The sequence below is a fragment of the Sporosarcina sp. FSL W8-0480 genome, from assembly GCF_037963765.1.
Classification (GTDB): Bacteria; Bacillota; Bacilli; order Bacillales_A; family Planococcaceae; genus Sporosarcina.
Genome location: NZ_CP150166.1, coordinates 2,036,212 through 2,059,126, shown reverse-complemented (window position 1 = coordinate 2,059,126; position 22,915 = coordinate 2,036,212). Strand labels below are relative to the sequence as shown.

Annotated in this window: 23 protein-coding genes; 3 read left to right on the top strand and 20 right to left on the bottom strand. The window is 41.5% G+C overall.

Features of this window, described 5'->3' with window-relative positions:
* The first annotated feature begins 36 nt into the window (after positions 1–36).
* On the top strand, positions 37–648 hold the full coding sequence (gene recU, locus NSQ43_RS10715) for a Holliday junction resolvase RecU (protein WP_339250046.1): 612 nt from the start codon (positions 37–39) through the stop codon (positions 646–648).
* Positions 649–673: 25 nt separating this feature from the next.
* Positions 674–3,301: a PBP1A family penicillin-binding protein gene (locus NSQ43_RS10710; protein ID WP_339250044.1), complete on the top strand. Its 2,628-nt coding sequence runs from the start codon at positions 674–676 to the stop codon at positions 3,299–3,301.
* 30 nt (positions 3,302–3,331) lie between these two features.
* On the opposite strand, the gene NSQ43_RS10705 is transcribed toward NSQ43_RS10710, so the two are convergent.
* The 15 genes from NSQ43_RS10705 to NSQ43_RS10635 form a co-directional block, all read right to left on the bottom strand.
* The gene (locus NSQ43_RS10705; RefSeq protein ID WP_339250042.1) at positions 3,332–3,688 is read right to left on the bottom strand and encodes a YpoC family protein; all 357 of its coding nucleotides are present in this window, start codon (positions 3,686–3,688) and stop codon (positions 3,332–3,334) included.
* Positions 3,681–4,331, bottom strand: coding sequence for an endonuclease III (gene nth, locus NSQ43_RS10700; RefSeq protein ID WP_339250040.1), 651 nt, complete (start codon positions 4,329–4,331; stop codon positions 3,681–3,683). The genes NSQ43_RS10705 and nth overlap by 8 nt, the downstream gene beginning before the upstream one ends.
* A gap of 10 nt (positions 4,332–4,341) precedes the next feature.
* Positions 4,342–5,052, bottom strand: coding sequence for a DnaD domain-containing protein (locus tag NSQ43_RS10695; RefSeq protein WP_339250039.1), 711 nt, complete (start codon positions 5,050–5,052; stop codon positions 4,342–4,344).
* A gap of 31 nt (positions 5,053–5,083) precedes the next feature.
* Positions 5,084–6,379: an asparagine--tRNA ligase gene (gene asnS, locus NSQ43_RS10690; RefSeq protein ID WP_339250038.1), complete on the bottom strand. Its 1,296-nt coding sequence runs from the start codon at positions 6,377–6,379 to the stop codon at positions 5,084–5,086.
* 24 nt (positions 6,380–6,403) lie between these two features.
* Complete coding sequence (locus NSQ43_RS10685; protein WP_339250037.1) at positions 6,404–7,597, bottom strand: pyridoxal phosphate-dependent aminotransferase; 1,194 nt, start codon at positions 7,595–7,597, stop codon at positions 6,404–6,406.
* 41 nt (positions 7,598–7,638) lie between these two features.
* Positions 7,639–8,118: a DUF5590 domain-containing protein gene (locus tag NSQ43_RS10680; protein ID WP_339250035.1), complete on the bottom strand. Its 480-nt coding sequence runs from the start codon at positions 8,116–8,118 to the stop codon at positions 7,639–7,641.
* Between the two features lie 68 nt (positions 8,119–8,186).
* Positions 8,187–10,961, bottom strand: a complete 2,775-nt coding sequence (gene dinG / locus NSQ43_RS10675) for an ATP-dependent DNA helicase DinG (RefSeq protein ID WP_339250033.1) — start codon at positions 10,959–10,961, stop codon at positions 8,187–8,189.
* 389 nt (positions 10,962–11,350) lie between these two features.
* Complete coding sequence (panD, locus tag NSQ43_RS10670) at positions 11,351–11,731, bottom strand: aspartate 1-decarboxylase (RefSeq protein ID WP_339250031.1); 381 nt, start codon at positions 11,729–11,731, stop codon at positions 11,351–11,353.
* Positions 11,732–11,747: 16 nt separating this feature from the next.
* Positions 11,748–12,602, bottom strand: a complete 855-nt coding sequence (panC, locus tag NSQ43_RS10665) for a pantoate--beta-alanine ligase (RefSeq protein WP_339250029.1) — start codon at positions 12,600–12,602, stop codon at positions 11,748–11,750.
* The gene (panB, locus tag NSQ43_RS10660; RefSeq protein WP_339250027.1) at positions 12,589–13,437 is read right to left on the bottom strand and encodes a 3-methyl-2-oxobutanoate hydroxymethyltransferase; all 849 of its coding nucleotides are present in this window, start codon (positions 13,435–13,437) and stop codon (positions 12,589–12,591) included. Before panB ends, panC begins: the two co-directional genes overlap by 14 nt.
* A gap of 359 nt (positions 13,438–13,796) precedes the next feature.
* Complete coding sequence (locus NSQ43_RS10655) at positions 13,797–14,777, bottom strand: biotin--[acetyl-CoA-carboxylase] ligase (RefSeq protein WP_339250025.1); 981 nt, start codon at positions 14,775–14,777, stop codon at positions 13,797–13,799.
* Positions 14,755–15,942, bottom strand: a complete 1,188-nt coding sequence (locus tag NSQ43_RS10650; RefSeq protein ID WP_339250023.1) for a CCA tRNA nucleotidyltransferase — start codon at positions 15,940–15,942, stop codon at positions 14,755–14,757. The genes NSQ43_RS10655 and NSQ43_RS10650 overlap by 23 nt, the downstream gene beginning before the upstream one ends.
* Positions 15,939–17,075, bottom strand: a complete 1,137-nt coding sequence (bshA, locus tag NSQ43_RS10645; protein ID WP_339250021.1) for an N-acetyl-alpha-D-glucosaminyl L-malate synthase BshA — start codon at positions 17,073–17,075, stop codon at positions 15,939–15,941. The genes NSQ43_RS10650 and bshA overlap by 4 nt, the downstream gene beginning before the upstream one ends.
* A gap of 22 nt (positions 17,076–17,097) precedes the next feature.
* Positions 17,098–17,898, bottom strand: coding sequence for a 4-hydroxy-tetrahydrodipicolinate reductase (dapB, locus tag NSQ43_RS10640; RefSeq protein ID WP_339250019.1), 801 nt, complete (start codon positions 17,896–17,898; stop codon positions 17,098–17,100).
* Entirely contained in the window at positions 17,898–18,233 is a 336-nt protein-coding gene (locus tag NSQ43_RS10635; protein ID WP_339250018.1) for a nucleotide pyrophosphohydrolase, read from the bottom strand. Before NSQ43_RS10635 ends, dapB begins: the two co-directional genes overlap by 1 nt.
* Positions 18,234–18,338: 105 nt before the next feature.
* On the opposite strand from NSQ43_RS10635, the gene NSQ43_RS10630 reads away from it, so the two are divergent.
* A complete protein-coding gene (locus NSQ43_RS10630) occupies positions 18,339–19,211 on the top strand; it encodes a YitT family protein (RefSeq protein ID WP_339250016.1) in 873 nt (290 codons plus the stop codon).
* A 66-nt stretch (positions 19,212–19,277) separates the two neighbouring features.
* Here NSQ43_RS10630 and NSQ43_RS10625 read toward each other — a convergent pair whose 3' ends face one another.
* From NSQ43_RS10625 to NSQ43_RS10605, 5 genes are all read right to left on the bottom strand, one after another.
* Positions 19,278–19,946: a zinc metallopeptidase gene (locus NSQ43_RS10625; RefSeq protein ID WP_339250014.1), complete on the bottom strand. Its 669-nt coding sequence runs from the start codon at positions 19,944–19,946 to the stop codon at positions 19,278–19,280.
* A gap of 69 nt (positions 19,947–20,015) precedes the next feature.
* Positions 20,016–20,627, bottom strand: coding sequence for a DUF1405 domain-containing protein (locus NSQ43_RS10620; RefSeq protein WP_339250012.1), 612 nt, complete (start codon positions 20,625–20,627; stop codon positions 20,016–20,018).
* A gap of 99 nt (positions 20,628–20,726) precedes the next feature.
* Entirely contained in the window at positions 20,727–21,497 is a 771-nt protein-coding gene (locus NSQ43_RS10615; protein WP_339250010.1) for a c-type cytochrome, read from the bottom strand.
* Between the two features lie 54 nt (positions 21,498–21,551).
* Entirely contained in the window at positions 21,552–22,226 is a 675-nt protein-coding gene (locus tag NSQ43_RS10610; protein WP_060208191.1) for a cytochrome b6, read from the bottom strand.
* Positions 22,227–22,248: 22 nt separating this feature from the next.
* Complete coding sequence (locus NSQ43_RS10605) at positions 22,249–22,755, bottom strand: ubiquinol-cytochrome c reductase iron-sulfur subunit (protein ID WP_339254875.1); 507 nt, start codon at positions 22,753–22,755, stop codon at positions 22,249–22,251.
* Positions 22,756–22,915 lie beyond the last annotated feature (160 nt).

The following is a 22,915-nucleotide window of genomic DNA, read 5'->3' as shown; positions in this document are numbered from 1 at the left end:
ATCATTATGGTATGATAGTGAAACGAGGTGGTATGTATGACGATACGATATCCGAATGGGAAGAGATATGTTCCTGTTCAACAGGCGACAACCGGAAGTAAAAACACCAATCCATCATTCAGCAATCGTGGGAAAACGCTTGAAGATGAATTGAATGACACGAATGAATATTACTTGGCCAATAACATAGCGGTTATCCATAAAAAACCTGTCCCTATTCAGGTCGTAAATGTGAGATATCCTGCCCGCAGTGCCGCTGTCATAACCGAAGCATACTTCAGGTCTCCGTCGACAACGGATTATAATGGAGTGTGGAATGGTAAATACATTGACTTTGAAGCAAAGGAAACTAAAAACCGTACATCTTTTCCACTGCAAAACATTCATGAACACCAAGTTGAACATATGAGGAAAGTTTCAGAGCAACAAGGCATAGCATTTTTATTGGTGAAATTTACAGTTTTAGATCGTTATTTTATCGTCCCATATGAGTACTTCGAAAAAATGTGGGAAAGAATGATAGCAGGCGGAAGAAAATCTATAACTCTCACTGAAATTGAAGAGATGTCTATAGAAATAAACGCTGGTTTTCATCCAAGGCTCGACTATTTGGGTGCTTTGAATGCATTAAACCGTAATTTGAATTGAATTGATTTGAAAGGCAGGAATAAATATGAGTGATTCTATAAATTCCCGTGCAGCTCGCCGTAAGAATTTGGAAGCTGAACGGAAACGTGGAAAAAGTAAAAAACCTAAACATAATGGCAATATCATCAAGAAAATTATTTTAGCCATCATCGCCGTCGGACTTGTGGGATTTGTCGGAGGGCTTGGGCTCTTCGCTTTTTACGCAAGCAGTGCCCCGGATTTGGATGAGAGCCTCTTGAAAGATCCGATTACAAGTAATATCGCGGATCGTAATGGCAATGTTTTTATGAAATTAGGTGCTGAAAAGCGAGAATTTGTACCATATAGTGAAATACCGAAAGAATTGGAAGATGCAATTCTTGCTACAGAAGACGTACGCTTCTACAAACATCATGGCATGGACTTTTGGAGACTTGGTGGAGCAGTTTTAGCGAACTTTAAAAGCGGATTTGGTTCGCAAGGTGCTTCCACATTAACGCAACAGGTCATCAAAAACTCTTTCCTAACCGATGAGAAAACCTTAAAGCGGAAAGCCCAAGAAGCTTGGCTCGCCTTCAAATTGGAAAGAGAATATGAAAAAGAAGATATTTTTGAAATGTACTTCAATAAAATTCTCATGTCCGGAAGGATTCATGGTATCGGTACAGCTGCAGAATATTTTTATGGTAAGAAGTTAGATGAACTCGAACTTCATGAAATGGCAATGTTGGCAGGCTTACCACAATCTCCAAATGGATATAACCCGTTCAAAAATCCTGAACGAGCTGAAAAACGTCGAAACACAGTTCTATCACTAATGTACAAACATGAAAAAATAACAAAAGAACAAATGGAAGAAGCAAAAGCCATTCCAGTTACTCAGACACTTCTTCCAGAAGATCAACGTGATGATTCTAATTCACAATATCTTGCTTATGTTGATATCGTATTGGATGAACTTGAAGCCGCTAACATGATGGATCTTCTATCTGAAGGTGTAACAATCCAAACTGCGCTTGATCCTAAAGCGCAACAAGCAGTCGAAAGAGCGATCAATTCAAATATTTACGAATCAGATGAAATGCAAGCAGGAATGACAGTGTTGAATACAAAAACAGGTGAAATCGTTGCAATCGGAGGCGGCCGTAACTTTTCCGGTCGAAATCTGAACTTCGCTTCTGGAGATAATCGTAGGCAACCGGGCTCGATTATCAAACCGGTACTTTCTTATGGCCCAATCATTGAGAATGAAAACTGGTCTACTGCCCATATCGTCAACGATGAACCATACAAATATAAAGGCACAAATGTATCAATTCGCAATGTTGACGGAAAATATTTAGGTCCTATAACAGCAAGGGAAGCTTTATACAAATCGAGAAACATCCCTGCCATCAAAGTCTTTGAAGAGGTCGGGACAAAGAGAGCTGGTCAATTCGCTAATAAATTGGGGCTTAATTACGAAAAGTTGGATTCTTCAAATGCTATCGGTGGTGGGAAGTATGAGTTTTCTACGATTGAGATGGCGGGCGCCTATTCCGCATTCGGAAATGGAGGCATCTACACGAAGCCTCATGCGGTTAAGAAGGTAATCTTAAGGGATGGCAAAACAGAAAGAAATCTTTCCCCTGACCCGGTAAATGTCATGAAAGATTCTACAGCATATATGGTGACTGATATTTTGAGGGATGTTGTCACTTTAGGAACAGGGAAAACAGCAAAAGTATCCGGTTTAGATATGGCAGGAAAGACCGGAACAACAAACTATGACGCCGAAACGAAACAGAAACTCGGCTTGAAAAACTCTGATGTTCCCGATAGTTGGTTCACCGGCTATACAACAGAATATACAATTTCCGTCTGGGGTGGTTACAAAAATTACACGACGCCAATTACAACTTTCGATCGTGGACGCTATGTACCTCAAATCCTATTTAGAACAGTAATGACAGATCTTGTCGCGGGCAAAAAGACTCCACATTTCAAACAACCAAGCTCCGTGGAAGAAGCGACAATTGTTAAAGGTTCAAATCCTATTATCCTGGCAAGCAGATCAACGCCAGATGCATTAAAAAGTACTGAACTATTTGTTCGCGGAACTGTTCCGACGGAAATGGATAAAGAATACTTGACTGAGTTAGATGCGCCTGCTGGATTATCAGCGGTATACGACAATGAGACAAATACAGTAACACTTAATTGGACACATAATGGCCCAGATACAGAATTACTTCTTGGACCTGTACAATTTGAAGTTTCTGTCGCGGTGGACGGTGGCGAAGCACAAAAAATGCCAACAACTACCGATCAAACTGTAACATTCTCCAATGTTGAGATGGGACGAACTTATGTCTTTTATGTCAAGGCAATCGCGGGCGATATAGAGAGTAGTCCTACCTCCACTTCGCTTCTGATTGAAGGGCAAAAAGAACCTGACTTTGACAATGAAGACGGAGACCAAGGCAATGACCAAGGCGAAGAAAATAACGGAAACAACAAAGATAATAACAATAAAGGTAATAATGGTAACAAAGGCAATAATGGAAATAACGGCAACAACGGTTCAGAAAACAACTCGGATGAAGGCTGGACTGACCCAGGTAACAATGGAGATGATTCCGGTTCGGGGGATGATGGCGAACCGGGCGATGGAACGGATGATGGGGGCCAATAAATAATAAAGCCGGTAGAGGATGGAAATCCTTTACCGGCTTTTTATCATGCTTCTTACCAATAGGCTGACCGCTTTTTTCTGCGCTTCAGAATATAAGGCTTTTAGTTGAATAAAAGCAAATTCTCGATTCATCTTTTCACGGATGAACTGTAATCGTTCATGTCCGTTCAATGGTTCGATGGCTTCCGTTGCATCGTCAACTGTTGCAGGCTTAATTAATATGAAAGAACTCAGCATCTCCGTATAGTTTTGAAGAGCCGATTCCATCAAGACCACTACCTTCGGATCTTTCTGCTTCAATGCCGTTCTGATTTCATCACTTAACCGAAGCCATTTTTCCCAATAGGAATTTAAAACTTCGTAATCTCTTGTTTTGGAGTTAGGCAAGGTTTTTCATCCGTTTCTTTCCTTCCCGACATAACGGTAAAAGTGGACATTCCGGGCATGCCGGATTTTGCGCTTTACAATGATATCTTCCAAAGAAGATGATCTGATGATGTGTATCAGTCCATCTTTCCCTTGGTGTCCAACGCATGATTTTTTCTTCGACCATTAACGGTGTATCCTTCCACCGGTTCATTCCAAGTCGTTTTGCCACACGCTCTACATGTGTGTCAACAGCCATAGCTGGAATTCCGAATGCATTGGAAACAACAACGTTAGCAGTTTTCCGACCAACTCCTGGGAAAGTCGTCAACAAATCACGATCTGCTGGTACTTCCCCACCGAATTGATCGATAAGAATAGCACTTAATGCTTGAATGTTTTTTGCCTTATTTCGATACAATCCGATTGACCGAATATCATTTTGCAACTCTTCAATTTCAACAGCCAAATAGTCTTCCGGTTTTTTATACTTACGAAATAGATCAGCTGTTACCCGGTTAACAAGAACATCAGTGCATTGTGCAGAAAGTAAAGTTGCAATAAGAAGTTCAAAAGGATTTTCATGCACCAATTCACAATGTGCATCTGGGAACATTTTGCCAATCTCTTCAAGGCAGACTTCCCATTCTTTCTTAGTCAACATGTCCCATCACCTATTCCCGTTCTTCCAACCAATTATAAAATGGAACCTTTTTAACGCTTGTATCCTGTCTGTTTGTTGGACGTATTATTGCAGTCCTGAATGTTTTAGATTGTTTTTCAACGTCCGATAATGTTTTTATATTCTTTTTCTTCCACTCGAAAAGAATTCGATCAATGTACCGTAAACTTAATTTTTGAGCAAGAACTGCTTCCTTCAACGCTTGCCTAATAATTTGCACGGAATGTCCATCATCATCCAGCCACATCGTGATTGTTTCGCATTCCATCGGGGAGAGCAGCCTACCAAACTCTTGTTCAAATAACGTAAAGATCTCCCCTTCATCATTCGGGGGAGTTTTTTCTTCTTGGTTTGTCTTCTTTTTGTCAAGGGCAACATTAACAAGTTTAACCCATAAGGATTGCATAGATATTTGTTCGTAAAGAACCCCATTGGAATCTTGATCTTGCTTAATTTCTATTAATCCTCTTTGCATGAGCCTTTGCATGATTTCGGATACTTGATTCACATTTAAATGCATACGTCCAGCCAGTTCCAATGGGGTAGGAAACTGGGTTCCTTCTGATTGAAAAGCAAGCATTTGCATGATTAACATTGCATCTAAATCTTTTATATCCAATGCTTTATAATACTGAAAAAAAAGCTGGGAAATGGTGACATTTCCCTGCTCAATCCAAATTCGGAGCCGTTCTTCGTCTTGCATTCCGAACACCTCACTATATATATCTTTCTAATTAAGGGTACAAACGATTCAATAGACGTGGGAATGGAATTGTCTCCCTAACATGCTCCACACCTGAAATCCAAGCGACTGTTCGCTCCAATCCAAGACCAAATCCGGAGTGTGGGACTGCACCATATTTACAAAGGTCCAAATACCACGCGTATGCAGATTCATCCAAATTATGATCTTGAATACGTTGTTTCATCAGTTCGTAATCATAAATACGTTCAGAACCGCCAATGATTTCACCATAGCCTTCCGGTGCGATCAAATCAGCACATAGTACGACATCGTCACGATCCGGGTGCGGCTGCATATAGAATGATTTAATATCTTTTGGATAATGGGTAATGAATACCGGCATATCGTAGCTTTCGGCAATCGCGGTTTCATGTGGCGCACCGAAATCATCGCCCCATTGAATATCGTCAAAGCCCTTCTCATGAAGGAATTCAATCGCATCATCATATGTGATTCGTGGGAATGGAGCCTGGATTTTTTCAAGTTTTGATACATCTCTGCCAAGTCGTTCAAGTTCCAATTGACAGTTTTGTACAACTGATTGAACGATATGCGATACATACTGCTCTTGAATTTCCAAGCTTTCCTCATGTTGGACAAATGCCATTTCTGGTTCAATCATCCAAAATTCGATTAGATGTCGGCGTGTTTTCGATTTTTCTGCACGGAATGTTGGTCCGAACGAAAAGACTTTTCCAAGCGCCATTGCAGCAGCTTCCATATAAAGCTGGCCGGATTGTGATAAATAAGCGTCTTCATCGAAGTATTTAGTATGGAATAGTTCCGTCGTTCCTTCAGGTGAAGAGCCCGTTAAGATAGGTGGATCAATTTTCACAAAACCGTTCATATGGAAAAACTCATACGTTGAGCGGATAATTTCATCACGAACTTTCATGACGGCATGCTGTTTACGGGAACGTAGCCATAAATGACGGTTATCCATTAGAAACTCAGTTCCGTGCTCCTTCGGAGTGATTGGATAATCCACTGCTTCATGGATGATTTCAATATCTTTCACTTGCAGTTCAACGCCGAATGATGAGCGCTCATCTTCTGTAACTTCAGCAGTGACATATAGTGAAGACTCCTGGTGAATGGATTTTGCTTTTGCAAAAACCTCTTCCCCTACTGCTTCTTTTACGACAACGCCTTGAACGAAGCCTGAGCCGTCACGAAGTTGAAGGAATGCAATTTTACCGCTTGAACGTTTGTTTGCCAACCATGCTCCGATGCGGACTGTTTCTCCCACATGATCGGGCATTTCGTGAATCATAATTGTTTTCATAAGTACCTCCGTAAATATCTGCTATTATTCTTTCCAATTCGTTTCTACATATGAATGGATTCGTTTTACTGCTTCTTCAAGTAAGTCAATTGATGTTGCATAGGATAATCGAATGGTATTAGGTGAGCCAAAGCCCGAACCTGGGATGACTGCAACTTTTGCCTCGGTCAATAACGCTGAAGCAAATTCATCAACTGAGGAAAACCCTGTTTTTGCAGCTGTTTCGGAAACTTCCGGCAACAAATAGAACGCTCCTTGTGGTTTGATGACCTTGAAGCCCGGGATTGCCTGAAGCAGTGGATAGATGCGCTCGAGTCGTGATTCAAAATCCTTTCGCATTACTTCAACAGCATCTTGAGGTCCGTTATATGCCTCTATCGTCGCATATTGTGAAGTTGTTGTCGGATTGGATGTTGAGTGACTCGCTAAATTGGTCATCGCACCAACAACATCCTTATTGCCAGCAACATATCCGATTCTCCAACCTGTCATAGAATGCGATTTGGATACTCCGTTGATAATGAAAGTCCTTTCTTTAGCGTCATCCGAAATCTGTGCAATCGATACATGTTTTTCGCTGCCATAGATAAGTTTTTCATAGATTTCATCCGAAATGATCCAAATGTCTTTTTCTTTACAAACCTCTGCAATCTGACGAAGTTCTTCAGGGGAATAAATCATTCCAGTCGGATTACCTGGGGAATTGATGATGACTGCTTTTGTTCTTGAAGAAACTGCTGCACTTATCTGTTGTGCAGTGACCTTAAATTGAGATTCTTGCGTGCTTTCGACAAACACTGGAATACCGCCTGCCAACTTTACCTGTTCCGGGTAGCTCACCCAATAAGGAGTTGGAATAATTACTTCATCGTCCGGATCCAAAATTACTTGGAATAATGTATATAGTACATGTTTTGCTCCGATGCCAATCATAATCTCTTGGCGTGTAAAATTCAATTGTTGGTCTTTATTCAATTTTTCTATGACAGCATCTTTTAATGCTGGTAAACCGCCAGAAGGAGTGTATTTTGTTTTTCCTTCTTTCATGGAGAGATAGGCCGCTTCGAGTATGTTGGCTGGAGTGTTGTAATCAGGTTCACCTGCTCCGAGGCCAATTACATCAATTCCTGATTCTTTCATCTCTTTGGCTTTAGCAGTGATGGCCAGTGTTGATGAAGGAGATAATGCACTTACCCTATCGGCTAATTTCTTTGTCAAATGAATCGTCCCCCTATTATCTTTATCAGTGAATGGATAGGTTATAGGTTTAGGATGCGTTTCCACCATTCGCCATTCTCAAAAAATACATACACATAATTCAGTTTGCCGTTTTCACTTTTAAATGCAACTTCCCATACAGGGTGACCCTCTTCGAGGCCTAATACTACATGCAGAGTTTTGTCCATTTGAAGTTCGGATTTGACTGTTTCAAGTGCTGTTTGTGCATCGATTCCTTCTTCCAAAACTACTTCATCTAAAACCTTTTCCGTTTTTTCTTCAACGAATACCGCCTTTTCATTGCCATCGGCATCTTTTCCGTAAACGGTTACCATAGAAATGGTGCCATTGTAAACCTCCGTACGATCAACCGTTTGGAGAGCGCCATTCTTTAAGGCGATTGCTTCCGCATTGTTTTGTACGGAAGAAAAAGGTATATTCGCATTATATAAAACGATTACGGTGATGAAAAGTGATAAGACAAGAAGGAAAGCAACGATGAATTTGATCCAGTTCATCATAGAGCATCATTTCCTATATACAAAAAAACAAATTCCAAAACTTTCCCATCCCGCTTTCTTTTGGTTTCCTATTCATTATAACAATCTTCGAGCTTATTCACCATATGTTCAAGCGACACGTTCATAATGGGAACCGAAGGCAAAGCATTCAAAAAGCTTTTCCCATAAGACTTCGTTTCAATTCTTCTATCTAAAATGATGAAAAACCCTCTATCTTCCGATGAGCGGATCAACCTGCCAAACCCTTGTCGGAATCGCAATATCGCCTCGGGCAACGCAAGTTCGGTGAATGGATTTCCACCATTCATATTGAGCTTAGCAGCACGTGCCTTGAATATCATTTCGTCAGGAGATGTAAACGGTAATCGGACAATGATGACGGCGGATAGCGCTTCACCAGGAACGTCTACCCCTTCCCAAAAACTATTTGTGCCGAACAAAACCGATTTGTCGAATTGACGGAACGATTTCAACAGTTTTAACCGACTGCCCGAACTAACCCCCTGTGCAATTAATGCGTAATCACTTAATAATTCACTGTCTAAAATCAGTTCATACGTTTTTCGGAGCATATCCTGAGAAGTGAATAAAACGAATAATCTGCCCCCGGTAGCAATCACCGTTTGAACGACTGCGTCTGCCACTGCTTCGATATAATCGTTCTGCGAAACATGTTGAATGGACGGCATATCATCAACAATGAATATTGCAGCTTTATCATAAAAATGCTGAGGAGCAGCAAATGTCTTGATAGGAACATCGTCTGCTATTCCAAGCTGTTTTACTACAAATCGTTCGTTATTACTAATCGTCATTGTTCCTGATGTCCATATGATACCAATGTTTTCTTTCTCCATCCGTGTCGTAAATTCTTTTATCAATATGGATGCATCTATAGGGCTTTTTATAATAGTCAGACTACCGGGTAGGCTCCGTTTATCTTTTTCAATCCAAACGGTGAAATTTTCATTATGATCATCTAAAAATATTTCTACCCATTCGCCAGCTTTGATTTTCAATTCTCTTAGCCAATATTCCCATTCTGAGAGGAGAGCAACTTCACGGTTTGACATTTTAGAAGTGTGCATTACTAATTGTAACCGTATCGTTTCGATGACCTCTAAATAATTCGTCATTTTTTCAGCCACTTTTGCAAAAATCGGGTCATTCCTTACTTCATCCAGTGAAAAGATCACACGATTTCCATGTTGTCCACCACGTACTTTCGTTCGATGGTTTGATAACTTATAAGCACAATCATCAAATACATGTGTGAAATTCTCATACGTCGTGGCTAACTTATTAAATATTTGATGCCCATAATTACTAAAACGATTGTGTAGTTTCATTATTTTATGCAGCAATTGCCCCTCTGCGTCAGACCCAATCTGACCGATGACATATTTCCAGTTCATGTAAGAAAGCACAATTTCATTTGTGCGAATAGCCGTATGAATGAATTGATGGGCCTCATCGATTATTAAACCTGATAAAGAATGGAAGATTTTCTGCTCACGATTCACATCGGATAACAACATCGCATGATTTGTAATAACCAAATTGGAATTGCCACAGGCTTCAATCATTTTTAGATGATAGTCCGCCGATTTTTCATCCTCCAACATCGTGGACGAACGTTTACGGATACGGTCGATAAACAATTGTCCGCCTCCGGAAACATTCAATTCGTTCACATCTCCAGTGACTGTCTCCGTTAACCAAACAAGCACCTGCATGATTGTGAATGTCTCATCATACGATTCGTCTGTTATTCGAAGGAGTTCTTCAAATTTACCAAGTGAAATATATTGTTCTTTTCCTTTCAAAACCGTAGCGGTACAATCAACCGATAAAATCTTACGGATACGCTTCACTTCATCTTCGAGGATTTTATCAACGAGGTGATTTGTAAACGTACTTATGACGACCGGTTTTCCAGTTTGAAGCGATCGGATCACCGCGGGCAGCAAATAGGCCACGGTCTTTCCGATTCCTGTCGGGACCTCGGTAATCACTTCATTGTTTGTGTGAAGGGCGTCCCAAACAGTGTCCATGAATGATAACTGGGATTTTCTATATTCAAAGGAAGGATAACCTTCCTTTAATAACTGCACTTTTTCATCTTCCGTATTAGGAAACATCGTCCGAACAGCGATAGAGTTAATCGGTTTTTTCACGTCTCTATAAGGAATCCCTCTGAACATCGGTAATTTTATAGAATTACTTGCCTGCCGGACTGATTTCAAAGCTTCATAAAATAACGATGAGATATCTGAACGTAGAGAAAACGATCGTCTGTGTAGAAGGTTCAATGTCTCTTCCGGCAATGTTTGAAGTTTGGATAGAGCTGCCAATAATAAGTGCGCTGTTGCTTCAGCATCATCATCTGCTCGATGCGCTGTTGGAAGCGGGATATCTAATTCTTCCGCTAAATCCTGTAATCTGTAACTTGAGGAGGAAGGGAATAGGATTTTAGATAATTCGACTGTGTCAATTTTGTTCCCGGACCATGTTGGAGCTTTGCAACGTTTGAATTCACTTTGTAAAAATGATAAGTCAAAGTCGGTATTATGCGCGACAAAGACAGTTCCTTGAAGAGAATCGGAAACTTCTTGTGCGATTTGTTCAAATGTAGGAGCTGAAATGACTTCATTATCCGTAATTGAAGTCAATTGTTGGATAAATAAAGGGATTTCACGTTCCGGGTTGACAAAACGGGCATATTTTCGAGAGATGATGCCGTTCTCTATGAAGACAATTGCGATTTGAATGATCCTGTCGCCTTTTGAAGGTGAGTGTCCGGTCGTTTCTAAATCGACAACTGCGTATGTACGGTTATCCATTCAATCATCAACTTCCTGTATCGAATACTACAGCAGATTGTATCATATTCCGTGGTGTGATTGCTTATTTAGGTGTTTGTTCAGTGATAAAGTTTTATACACTAAAAATTAGGCAGTTGATTTGCGCTTCAGGCGGACGCTTTCCGCGGGCACGGCTTCAGCCGCTTCCCTCGCTTCGCTCAGTCCAGGGTCTTCAGCTCGTGCTGTTCCCACAGGAAAAGCCGTTACGAAGAACGGCTTTTGCGAACAAAAGCGAAGCGTTGAGAGCACATCTTTGCACTTCGCCGCCTTACGCTCCAATCAACAGAAATCACTATTATAAATCAGGTCGCCAATCTAAAAAGCTGATGAGTTGGCTATGCCATTTCACCAGCTTTCTTCCTTTCAACTTATGCAATTACTCCAGGGGCTTCGGTGATTACTTCTTTGATGCTGTTTTTCTCGTCCATTAGAAGGACTGTTGGTTGGTGAGTTTTCGCTTCTTCATTTGAAACATACACATAGGAAATGATGATGACGATATCACCCGGTTGGACTAATCTTGCTGCGGCTCCGTTCACGCAGATTTCGCCAGTGCCCCGCTCTCCAGCGATGATGTATGTTTCAAATCGGGCACCATTGTTGTTGTTGACGATGTGGACTTTTTCATTTGGTAGCATTCCCGCCGCGTCCAATAAGTCACTGTCAATTGTAATGCTTCCTACGTAATTGAGGTTTGCCTCCGTGACAGTTGCTCTGTGTAGTTTACTGTTCATCATCATTCTGAACATTTGAACCATCCTTTGTTTACATAATAATATTATCTATCAATCTGGTTTTTGAAAATTTGACGGCAACAGCTAAAATGACTTCATTTGTTTCGTTTGTTACAGGCTGAAGGTTTGGATAAGAAAGCATCTTAACATAGTCAATTTGCCCGGTGCTGCCTTCTGTTATATAGTTTGCTACCTCTATTTCGATTTGTTCGGGTTTCATCCCATTTGAATGGAGTTTTGCTCCTTTCAGTAATGCCTGATGGATGATTGGAGCCTGATTGCGCTCTTCAGGTGTTAAGTTGACGTTTCTTGAACTTTTAGCTAAACCGTCAACTTCACGGACGATTGGAACTCGCATAATCTTTGTTCGTAAATTGAAATCACGGACAAAAGTTTCGATGATCGCAAGTTGCTGGGCATCTTTCATCCCGAAATAGGAGCGGTCAGGGTCAATTATGTTAAAGAGTTTTAAAACGACTTTCAAAACACCGTCGAAATGCCCCGGTCTTGATGCGCCGCAAAGTTCGTCAGCTTGTGGTCCCGGAAGAATCCGGATTCCGCCCTCAAACGGATACATTTCTTGAACTGATGGGATGAATAGGATATTGACTCCTGCTTCTTCCGCTAATCTAACGTCTCTCTCAAGATCACGTGGATAGGATTCAAAGTCTTCCCCTGGACCAAATTGCGCAGGGTTAACAAAGATGCTCATCACAACAATATCGTTTTGCTCTTTGGCATGTTTAACAAGTGAAAGATGTCCTTCATGCAAAAAGCCCATAGTCGGTACAAAGCCGACTGTCTTACCATTTTTTTTATTGATCAACTGCTGAAGTTCCACAATCGTTTCTGCAACTTTTATGCTATTTAATTCAATGTTCAGCATCCTTCATTCCTCCGTAAAGTGCCACCAATTCATCTTCTTTCATCGTAAAGCGATGAGCTTCAGACGGGAATGCCCCGGATTTAACTGCCGCAACGTATTCTTCGAGTCCTGCCCGAATATCATCCCCAACATTGGCATAAGTTTCGACAAATTTCGGGATATGATGGTTGCCGTATTTAACCGTATCATGGAAAACTAACACTTGGCCGTCTGTTTCAGCGCCTGCCCCGATACCGATTGTCGGAACGGAAACCGCATTTGACACTTGCTCGCCCAATTGGTATGGAATGCATTCCAATACGATCATACAAGCACCTGCAGCTTCGCAAGCTACAGCATCACGGATGAGTTGCTCTGCAGCTGCTGCGGTCTTTCCTTGTACTTTGTAACCGCCTTCAACTGCAGCGGACTGAGGCAGTAATCCAAGATGAGCGACAACTGGAATCCCTGTGCTTGTTAAAAGACGTATTGTATCTATTATCTTGCCGGACCCTTCCAATTTCAATGCATTCGCACCAGTCTCCTGGAAAATACGAACTGCAGCTTCCAAAGTGCGATCTTCCGAACCATGATAAGAACCGAATGGCATATCAACAACAACAAAAGTCTCTTTCGCTCCCCTTCTTACCGCTTTCCCATGATGGATCATATCTTCGACTGTTACAGCAGCTGTCGTATCGTATCCCAAAACGACCATGCCCAATGAGTCCCCCACAAGAAGGACATCGATTCCGGCTTGTTCTGCTAACTGGGCAGACGGATGGTCGTAGGCAGTCAGCATGACAACCTTCTCATTTTTTTGTTTCATTTTCTTAAAATCAGCCGTGCTTTTCATTCTTACCCCACTCCCTTTCATTTAATTGAAAGGAGAAAACCGAAAAATAAAACCCTTCAAGCCAAAATGGACAGAAGGGTTGCGTATGATAGCAGATTGGTTTCCTCCGTCCCTGTCTTTCGCAAGATCAAGGCAGAACCTATTAAGTTAGATGTTTCTTCTTAGTTGAAAGGTGCAGTTCCGATTGATACTGCCCTTCGCCACTACTATAGCAAATCAAAGTTTATTTGTATAGATTCTATTTCAAGAGTTTTACTTTTCGAAAACACTTCCCGTAAAACGACAATATATTCCTATTGTCTGCCTACAGTACAAAAAAACAGGTAAAGGAAAACATAGACGCTTTCCCTTGCCTGTTCTTAGTGTATCTCTATATCCGCCGAATAAATCCCTCTCACCGACCCATCATCCAATTGAAGTTCAAGCAAACCTTCTTCGGAAATACCCATTGCTGTACCTTCAAGCGTTTCATTCAGCATCACTGCACGAATCCTTTTTCCTGCTGTGTTTGAATAGCCTTCCCATAACAGCTTGATCGGCCCGAAGCCGTGTTTTTCATACATGTTTGTATATTGTTCTAAATAACCTAAGGTACTTGCAATGAGTTTAGCACGGTCGATTTGCTTGCCTGTTGCTATTTTCAATGAAGTTGCTATAGATCGAAGTTCTTCCGGAAAATCGTCTTCTCCTTGGTTGATATTCATCCCAATCCCGATGATGATTGCCTTCACCTGATCAGGGTCTGCTTGTAATTCTGTCAGGATTCCTGTCATTTTTTTACCGTTGATCAGAATATCATTCGGCCATTTTATTGTCGCTTCAACCCCCGTGACCTCTTCGATAGCTCGAACGATTGCTACAGCTGTTACTAAGGTCATTTGGGGAGCTTGTTGCGGTGTCAATGTGGGTCGGATGATTAAGCTCATCCAAATCCCTTTGCGCGCGGCTGATGCCCAAGGTCTAAATAATCTTCCCCTTCCTGCAGTCTGCTCTTCGGCGACAACAAGGGTCCCATCAGGCACTCCTGCCTGCGCAGCGTCATGCGCTATCGGTTGAGTGGATTCTACGGTTTCGTAATAGTCAACATGTCTACCGTATGTCGATGTTTCGAGATGATTTAGGATATTGGCCGAATTCACCCGATCCGGCGAAGCAATCAGGGCGTACCCCTTCTTACGGATTGAAGTGATTTCATAGCCTTCTTCTTCAAATTCCTTGATGTATTTCCAAATGGCAGTTCTCGATAACCCGTATTCATCAGCAAATTCCTGTCCAGAAACAGGTTCGCCTTTTGCTTCAAAGAGTCTGTTCAATAATTCATTCTTGACGTTTGTATTCACTCAGAAACCATTCCTTTATCTTTTCCGTGTCGTTCGGGCATTTACGATGGAGAACCGACTTTTCAATTCGATTCATCCATTCACCAAGCCATGGACCGCCCCTCTGTCCGGTCCATGCCATTAAATCCTTACCATTGACTCTCAGTTCTTCTTTCGAACGGATTGGCAATTCACTTTGCTTCATTGCAATTTCATGTTGAGTGATTCCAGATTCCGAAGGATTGAATGCTTGCCAGATTTTCTCAGCAGCACATAATACGTTAAACGTAAAACGATAATAGTCATCCGTCGTATAACATTCCATCTGTCTACGGTCGAAGGAAGCTTGAACAGCTGATAAAAAATCCTTTTCGTGGTTGGACAGTTTATAGGCTCTTGCAAGCTCAGAGGCAGAAAAACCTCCCGAAAGCATCAATGCTGCCCACCCCTCGAGCGCACTTTCATATGGGACACTTTCGGATATAATACGGATATCCTGCGGGAAAAGCGGAAGGTGACGGGACAGACCAGTTTCAGCGATTAACGCGAATCCCCTGTTCGGCTCTTTACCTTTCATCAACTTGTCCATCTCAACTTTAATGCGTTCAACTGAGACATGTCGGATAGTTTCAGCGTTGACTGAAATGGCTTGACGCGTATTAGCTTCCACTTCAAACCCTAAAACTGAGGCAAATCGGACTGCCCGGACCATTCTCAACGCGTCTTCCATAAAGCGGTCATGGGCATTGCCAACAGCCCGGATCACTTGCCCTTTTAGGTCATCCCTTCCACCGAACGGGTCAATCAGTTCTCCAGTTACAGTTAATGCGAGGGCATTTATCGTGAAATCCCTCCGCCTTAAATCTTCGTTTAGTGACTTTACAAATTTCACTTCGTCAGGTCTTCGATGATCTGTATATGTACTTTCCGTACGGTATGTCGTCACTTCGATTGGCTCCCGGTCCATTAACACCAAAACAGTTCCGTGTTCAATTCCCACATCTATAGTATTAGGAAAAACCTGCTTCACTTCCTCAGGTGATGCAGATGTGGCGATATCTATATCGGAAGCATCCTTTCCTAATAGATAATCACGAACGGAGCCCCCAACAAATACCGCCTCATATCCTGCCTCTTCTAGGACCTTTATGACCTTACGACTTGAAGCCGATCCAAATTCAATCATGGGTTCAATCCCGCCACTTTGTAATAAAGTTCTTCGTATTCATTCACAATGGAAGTTGAGTCAAATTTCTCATGTACTGTACGGAGTGCATTTTCCCGGAAGGTTTTATGTTTAACCGGATCCTGCAATAGCATAATTGCTTTCTCTGCAGCCGCTTTCACATCGCCCAATTCAACAAGATAGCCGTTTTCCCCATCCTCAATCACTTCAGGGATGCCACCGATATTTGTTGCGATTGCAGGTACCCCACAAGCAAAGCCTTCCAATAAGACAAGACCGAAAGCCTCTTTCTCCGACAATAGATACATAAGGTCACTGATTGCCAACAATTCAGGGAGGTCGTCGCGTTTACCTGTGAATATGATTTCGTTTTCCAATCCTTCTCGTCTTGCTTTATCCATCATTTCAATCTTTTCCGGACCCGTACCGACCAATAATAATTTCGAATCAATTGTTTGACGGATTATCTTAAAGCTATCAATTATATCACCGACCCTTTTGACGCTCCGGAAATTGGACACATGGATTATGATCTTTTCATCTTCATCTATTCCTAATTCTTTTTTCAGTGAACCAGGATTGACAGGCTTGTATTTTTCTTCATCGATGAAATTATAGATCGTTAAAATCTCCTTATCTGGATCAATCAATGAAAATGTATCTTGGCGAAGTGATTCAGAAACAGCCGTCGTAATTTCTGATTTTTCGATTCCATAACGAACCGTGTATTTCAGCGCTGGATCATGACCAAGTACTGTTACATCCGTTCCATGTAAAGTCGTAATGACGCCAATAGACGATTTCGCCATATCCTTCGCAAGCGCCGCTGAAATTGCATGCGGCACTGCGTAATGGACATGCAATAAATCGAGCTCCTCCTTTTGGATGACATAGGCAATCCGATTCGCCAGCGCAATGTCATAGGGGGGATATTTGAATACCGCATAGCCGTCTATTTTCACTTCGTGGAAATGAATATTCGGATGGGCGTCTATTAAGCGGAATGGTTTTCCAGATGAGATATAATGCATCTCATGTCCTTTCTCTGCCATTTTCATCCCAAGTTCAGTCGCCACAACACCTGAACCTCCTAATGAAGGATAACAAATTACACCGACTTTCAATTTGTTCATGTAATCACCTCTTGTACCAAACTTAATCGATAATATTTTCCAATCCGTAAATTAAATCATTACGCCCTATTACTTTTCGAATCGCCATCATAATACCAGGCATGAAGCTTTTTCGGCTCATTGAATCATGTCGAATTGTCAATAATTCACCTTCTCCCCCTAAAAGCACTTGCTGATGTGCAAGCAAGCCAGGCAGACGGATACTATGGATTTTCATGCCTTCTACGTCCCCACCGCGGCTACCTTTAAGGTGGATTTGTTCTTCAGGATGGCCTTGAATATGGGGAGGTCGGTTTTCCATAATCATTTCTGCTGTTTTTACAGCAGTTCCAGATGGGGCGTCAAGTTTTCTATCATGATGCATCTCTAATATTTCTACATCCCCTAAATAACGGGAAGCTTGAGCAGCAAACTTCATCATCAGTACTGCGCCTACCGAAAAGTTTGGTGCGATGATTCCACCTACATTAGTCGTCTCCACCATTTCTGAAATCAGTTGCAATTCCTCTTTTGTTAAACCTGAAGTTCCGACTACTGGATGTATACCCAAAGACAAGGCATCTTTCACGTTATTAAACACTGCATCAGGATCTGTTACATCAAGAAGAACTGTTGGTTGATGTTCTTCAACTAATTTCTTGAGTGATGTGTAAATAGGGATTCCTTGTTTCACTTCATTAACAGAAGCATTATGTAAATGCAATCCATCAAATTTATAGTCTAGCGCTGCAACAACTTCAGCATCCACTGCCTCTTCTATCGCTTCGATAGCTGTGGTCCCCATTCTTCCTCTGGCACCCGCTATGGCTACTTTAATTTTCATCAATGGTCATCCTTTCTTGTCCAACGGTCGGCATCACGTTCATTAAATTTCTTTAATACAGTAGTTAGTGCATCCTGTAGGTCAATTCCTTGTGAATTTGCAAAACAGATGAGGACAAATAATAAATCCCCAGTCTCCTCCGCAAGCGATCGGATTTCTTCGCTCTTTTTTTTCTTTTTCATCCCATGCACATGTTGTACTTCTCTTGACAGCTCTCCTAACTCTTCGGTAAGTCTTGCCATCAATTCCATTGGTGGAAAATACCCTTCCTCGAACCCCGATATATATGCATGTACTTCTTCCTGAAGATTCTTTAGCGTTCTAGCTTGTTCCATTTGCTTCATTCTCCTTCATTTGCTATCGTATTCATTCATAGGACTGTTGTCAAAAATACTGGAATGACTGATAATGTAAAATGTACCAAGAAAGGTGGTTATCCCTTGTTTAGTGGAATTAAATTTAAAAATATCTTCTTCATCATACTTGGAGCCGCAATTTTCAGTTTTGGGCTTGTGCATTTTAACATCCAGCATGAGCTTGCAGAAGGTGGCTTCACCGGAATTACACTTATCCTGTTGTTCGCTTTCAATTGGGATCCTGCCATTATGAACCTTGTGTTGAACATCCCGATGTTCATCATCGGATGGAAGCTATTAGGAAGAAAGGTTTTTATTTATACGGTTATTGGAACTGTCGCTGTATCAATCTTCCTAAAAGTTTTCATGAAATACCAGTTCAATATTCACCTTGAAGGAGATATGTTCCTTGTTGCCCTATTTGCCGGTGTGTTCATCGGTATCGGTTTGGGGATCATTTTCCGATTCGGCGGAACAACTGGCGGTGTAGATATTATCGCACGTTTGGCGCATAAGTACATAGGCTGGAGCATGGGAAAGACAATGTTTTTGTTCGATGCATTCGTTATTTTGCTATCTTGGGCAGTGTATTTGGATCACCGTTCCATGATGTATACGCTAGTCGCCCTCTTTGTTGGCGCTCGAGTCATCGATTTTGTACAAGAAGGAGCCTATGCAGCGAGGGGTGCTTTTATCATTTCCGATTCCCAAGATGCCATTGCCACTAAAATTACACGGGAGATGGACCGGGGTGTTACTGTTTTTAGGGGCTATGGACATTTCACAAAATCCGATCGGGAGATTCTATACTGCGTTGTCGGTAAAAATGAAATCATGCGCCTTAAAGGCATCGTGACAGCGCTTGACCCTCATGCCTTTGTATCTGTTACAGAAGTCCATGATGTACTTGGAGAGGGCTTTACACTGGACGATCAAAAACAACCCCTTGATCATTAATATTGTTCAATATTATTTTATTATGGCAAAGTAAAACCCGACCACTTAAATTGGCCGGGTTTTCTTTTAATCCCTATTTGTGAAGATAAGAATAAGTCGTAGCAATTCAAGAACAGCAACTGCTGTAGCTGCTACATATGTCATTGCTGCAGCACTTAACACTTTTTTCGCATGAGGTTCTTCCTCATTACGAATGATACCAAGTTCGACAATTTGGTTCATCGCACGGCTTGATGCATTAAACTCAACAGGTAACGTTACGATTTGGAAAAGAACACCGACTGCCATTAAGACGATACCGATGCCAAGTAAGGAATTCATGCTTGAAAAGATTAATCCAATCATAATGAAAATCCAAGATGCATTGGATGTAATATTAGCTACAGGTGCCAAACGATGGCGGAATCGCAAGAATGAATACGCTTCTGCGTCTTGGATTGCGTGTCCTACTTCGTGTGCCGCGATAGCGGTACCTGCTACAGAAGCCTCATGATAGTTCTGAGATGACAATGCCACTATTTTAGTCATTGGGTTATAATGATCGCTCAAAAACCCTTGACTCTCCACTACTTTCACATCTTGCAATCCGTTCCTATCAAGGATAAGACGGGCTACTTGTGCACCTGTCATGCCGGAAGTCGAACGTACAGTAGCATATTTTTTATACGTGCTTTTCACTTTGAACTGAGCATACAATGGTAGCAAAATGATGATACCGAGGTAAATCAAAAACATTCTTCCTATCCCTCCCTTTTCTCTGTTTCTATTTTATAATGCTCTTCGAATAACCGCAACCTTTTGATATTATACTAAAACAGTTTTACTTTTTATTCTTGTTTTCCAAACTTTATACGCTAGGAAAATGCAAGCGATGGATAGCCAAAATGTAAAGTAACCGATTTGTTGCATATGCTTCATCAAGTCATAGTAAATCGGCATTTGACCAAATACATAATCGATGACATCGTTATGCAGAGTCCAGATAGCAGCAAGTACAATATGTTTAAAATCGAATTTGTACAATCCACTATAAAGGATTGCTTGTACAGCCATTGCGAAATGCGAACCGACTAACATCCAACCTTGCCATCCGATTTCTCCCACTTCGTTAAGCGTAAGTAAATTCATTACAACTGCCCATAATCCATATTTCACAAGTGTAATGAGTGCAAGTGCTTCAATCAATTTAAAATTTTTACCAATAAGCCAACCAATAATAGCTATTGAAAAAAACAGACTTGCTGTAGGACTGTCAGGGACAAATATCCAAAAAAGTGGATCAGTCATTTCCAATTGCCACATATACCAGTCATAGCCGTAAACCGTTCCAAAAATATTGACAAACAATAAAATCCATAAAAATGATTTATGGGTCAAAATTAGCCACGCCATATTTTTAAGAGAACTCAAATACATCTCTCCCAACGCTTGTTTGTATATTATGTATAGTGGAGCCGCATTCCGCTTTTGTGTATAGCAAAAAAGAGTCAGTTGCCTGACTCTTTTTGTTCGTAATTATTTCAAGTTTTCAAGGAAATCAGCAAGTACTTGCAATTCCTCTTCGGTACCTTTCCATTGACCTCCTGGCATATCGTTAAGTCCATTATGGACAATGTCAATAATTTCCTCAGAAGTAAGACCAGTATTGACTAACGAAGGTCCTAAACCGCCCTGGAAGGCATCACCGTGACATCCGATACATGATGCACCTGGTGCACCTGTATATAACTGATACGCCTCTGATTCTTTGTCAAATTGAACTTCTTCAACAATTGCACCTTGTGCTTTTGCTTTTTCCCAGTCATGGTTCGCAACTGACTCATATGTCAAATAGAAGATTGCTGCGAATGCAAGTAGCATGAATGCTGTCGGAAGAGGGCGCTTAAATGGACGACGCTCTTTTGAAGTATCCATGAATGGTACAAGCATTAATGCACCGATAGCCAAACCAGGAATGACGATAGCCCCGATAACGTTATATGGACCGGAAGCAAATTCATATTTCAGTAATTGATACATGAATAGGAAATACCAGTCTGGAACCGGTATGTACATTGTATCCGTAGGGTCTGCTTGTCTCTCAAGCGGAGACGGATGGGCAACTGTAATGATTAAATATCCAATAAGGAAGATTGCACCAATCATCCACTCTTTCAAGAGGAAGTTTGGCCAGAATGCCTCTGTTTTACCTGGATATTCTGAGTAATCCTTCGGGACGTTCGGCATCTTACCTTCCGCTTTGATGCGCGAGTCACCAACAAATTTCATGCCTTTTCCGCGTTGCATTATGTCCCCTCCTTATTCTAATTTCAGACAATCAACAACAAGTGGATGTTGATCTTATAGCGGTCCGGAGATACCTTGTCTTCTGATCATGATAAAGTGTGCTGCAAGCAACCCAAGCAAAGCAGCAGGTAAGAAGAATACATGAATCGCGAAGAAACGAGTCAAAGTTTGCGCACCAAGAATTGTGGAGTCACCTGCAAGAAGAATCTTGATCTGTTCACCGATGAACGGTACAGATGCGGCGATCTCAATACCAACTTTAGTTGCGAACAATGCTTTCATATCCCATGGCAATAAGTAACCTGTGAAACCAAGACCTAACATTGTAACGAAGATAAGAACTCCGACAATCCAGTTCAATTCACGAGGTTTTTTATACGAGCCTGTAAAGAATACACGCAGCGTATGTAGGAACATCATAACAATTACAAGAGACGCTCCCCAGTGGTGCATCCCACGCACAATTTCACCGAATGCTACTTCGTTTTGAAGGTAGTAAACGGATTTCCATGCATTTTCGATATCCGGCGTATAGTACATTGTAAGGAACATACCTGAAAGAATCTGGATGACCGTTACGAAAAACGTCAAACCACCGAAACAATAGATGAATGCAGAAAAATGATGTGCAGGGTTTACGTGCTCAGGTACTTCATGGTCAGCGATATCCCGCCAAATCGGGGTGATATCCAACCGTTCGTCAACCCAATCATAAATTTTATTTAGCACTTCGGTCGTACCCCCTTACATTTTAAACTAATGTGTTTGGAACCGTTTTTCCAAGATAAACATAACCATCCACGACATTTACCATATACTCATCGAGTGGTCCAAGTGGTGGTGATCCAGGTATGTTTTTCCCGTTCTTCTCGTAACGTCCATCATGGCAAGGGCAGAAGAATTCATTCTTATGTTTCTCAGACCCTTCCCAGCTCACCGTGCATCCAAGGTGTTTACAGACAGGAGAAAGTGCGATGACTGTATCGCCTTCTTTATAGACCCAAGCAGTGTTCGATACATCAGACTTGTACCATGCATCTTTTCGATCCTTAATAGTAAAGTCAACACGTACAGGAGTTTCGGTCAATTGATCCACTTTTTGCGATGTGGGAATAAATTCACCTTCACTTTTTGGTTGCAATACTGGATCGACCGCAAATCGTACCATCGGCATTAACATAGCAGAAGCCATGAATCCGCCGACACCCATCAACGTATAGCTCAGGAATTGGCGTCTAGACACTTTGCTGCTCATCAGTTTCCCTCCTCTTACTCCAAAATCAGTCCAACGGACATACTTTTGCTAATTGTAATACTAGGACATATCTATGATATATCAATCGTAGTCTAAATTCAATCATGCGTTCTACAGTAAAAACAGAATGTGAACAATTCATGAATTTTACATTCACCGTTTT

What these genes read in the sequence shown, in the direction of transcription:
- panD (WP_339250031.1), bottom strand. Translation starts at nt 11,731, where the DNA reads ATGTTCAGAATGATGATGAACAGTAAACTACACAGAGCAACTGTCACG.
- nth (WP_339250040.1), bottom strand. Translation starts at nt 4,331, where the DNA reads ATGTTGACTAAGAAAGAATGGGAAGTCTGCCTTGAAGAGATTGGCAAA.
- asnS (WP_339250038.1), bottom strand. Translation starts at nt 6,379, where the DNA reads ATGAAAACAATTATGATTCACGAAATGCCCGATCATGTGGGAGAAACA.
- NSQ43_RS10615 (WP_339250010.1), bottom strand. Translation starts at nt 21,497, where the DNA reads ATGCAACGCGGAAAAGGCATGAAATTTGTTGGTGACTCGCGCATCAAA.
- NSQ43_RS10635 (WP_339250018.1), bottom strand. Translation starts at nt 18,233, where the DNA reads ATGGAACAAGCTAGAACGCTAAAGAATCTTCAGGAAGAAGTACATGCA.
- NSQ43_RS10695 (WP_339250039.1), bottom strand. Translation starts at nt 5,052, where the DNA reads ATGCAAGACGAAGAACGGCTCCGAATTTGGATTGAGCAGGGAAATGTC.
- NSQ43_RS10620 (WP_339250012.1), bottom strand. Translation starts at nt 20,627, where the DNA reads ATGTATTTGAGTTCTCTTAAAAATATGGCGTGGCTAATTTTGACCCAT.
- NSQ43_RS10680 (WP_339250035.1), bottom strand. Translation starts at nt 8,118, where the DNA reads ATGATGAACTGGATCAAATTCATCGTTGCTTTCCTTCTTGTCTTATCA.
- panB (WP_339250027.1), bottom strand. Translation starts at nt 13,437, where the DNA reads ATGAAAAGCACGGCTGATTTTAAGAAAATGAAACAAAAAAATGAGAAG.
- recU (WP_339250046.1), top strand. Translation starts at nt 37, where the DNA reads ATGACGATACGATATCCGAATGGGAAGAGATATGTTCCTGTTCAACAG.
- NSQ43_RS10650 (WP_339250023.1), bottom strand. Translation starts at nt 15,942, where the DNA reads ATGATTGAATTTGGATCGGCTTCAAGTCGTAAGGTCATAAAGGTCCTA.
- dapB (WP_339250019.1), bottom strand. Translation starts at nt 17,898, where the DNA reads ATGAAAATTAAAGTAGCCATAGCGGGTGCCAGAGGAAGAATGGGGACC.
- bshA (WP_339250021.1), bottom strand. Translation starts at nt 17,075, where the DNA reads ATGAACAAATTGAAAGTCGGTGTAATTTGTTATCCTTCATTAGGAGGT.
- NSQ43_RS10625 (WP_339250014.1), bottom strand. Translation starts at nt 19,946, where the DNA reads ATGTTTTTGATTTACCTCGGTATCATCATTTTGCTACCATTGTATGCT.
- panC (WP_339250029.1), bottom strand. Translation starts at nt 12,602, where the DNA reads ATGCTGAACATTGAATTAAATAGCATAAAAGTTGCAGAAACGATTGTG.
- NSQ43_RS10710 (WP_339250044.1), top strand. Translation starts at nt 674, where the DNA reads ATGAGTGATTCTATAAATTCCCGTGCAGCTCGCCGTAAGAATTTGGAA.
- dinG (WP_339250033.1), bottom strand. Translation starts at nt 10,961, where the DNA reads ATGGATAACCGTACATACGCAGTTGTCGATTTAGAAACGACCGGACAC.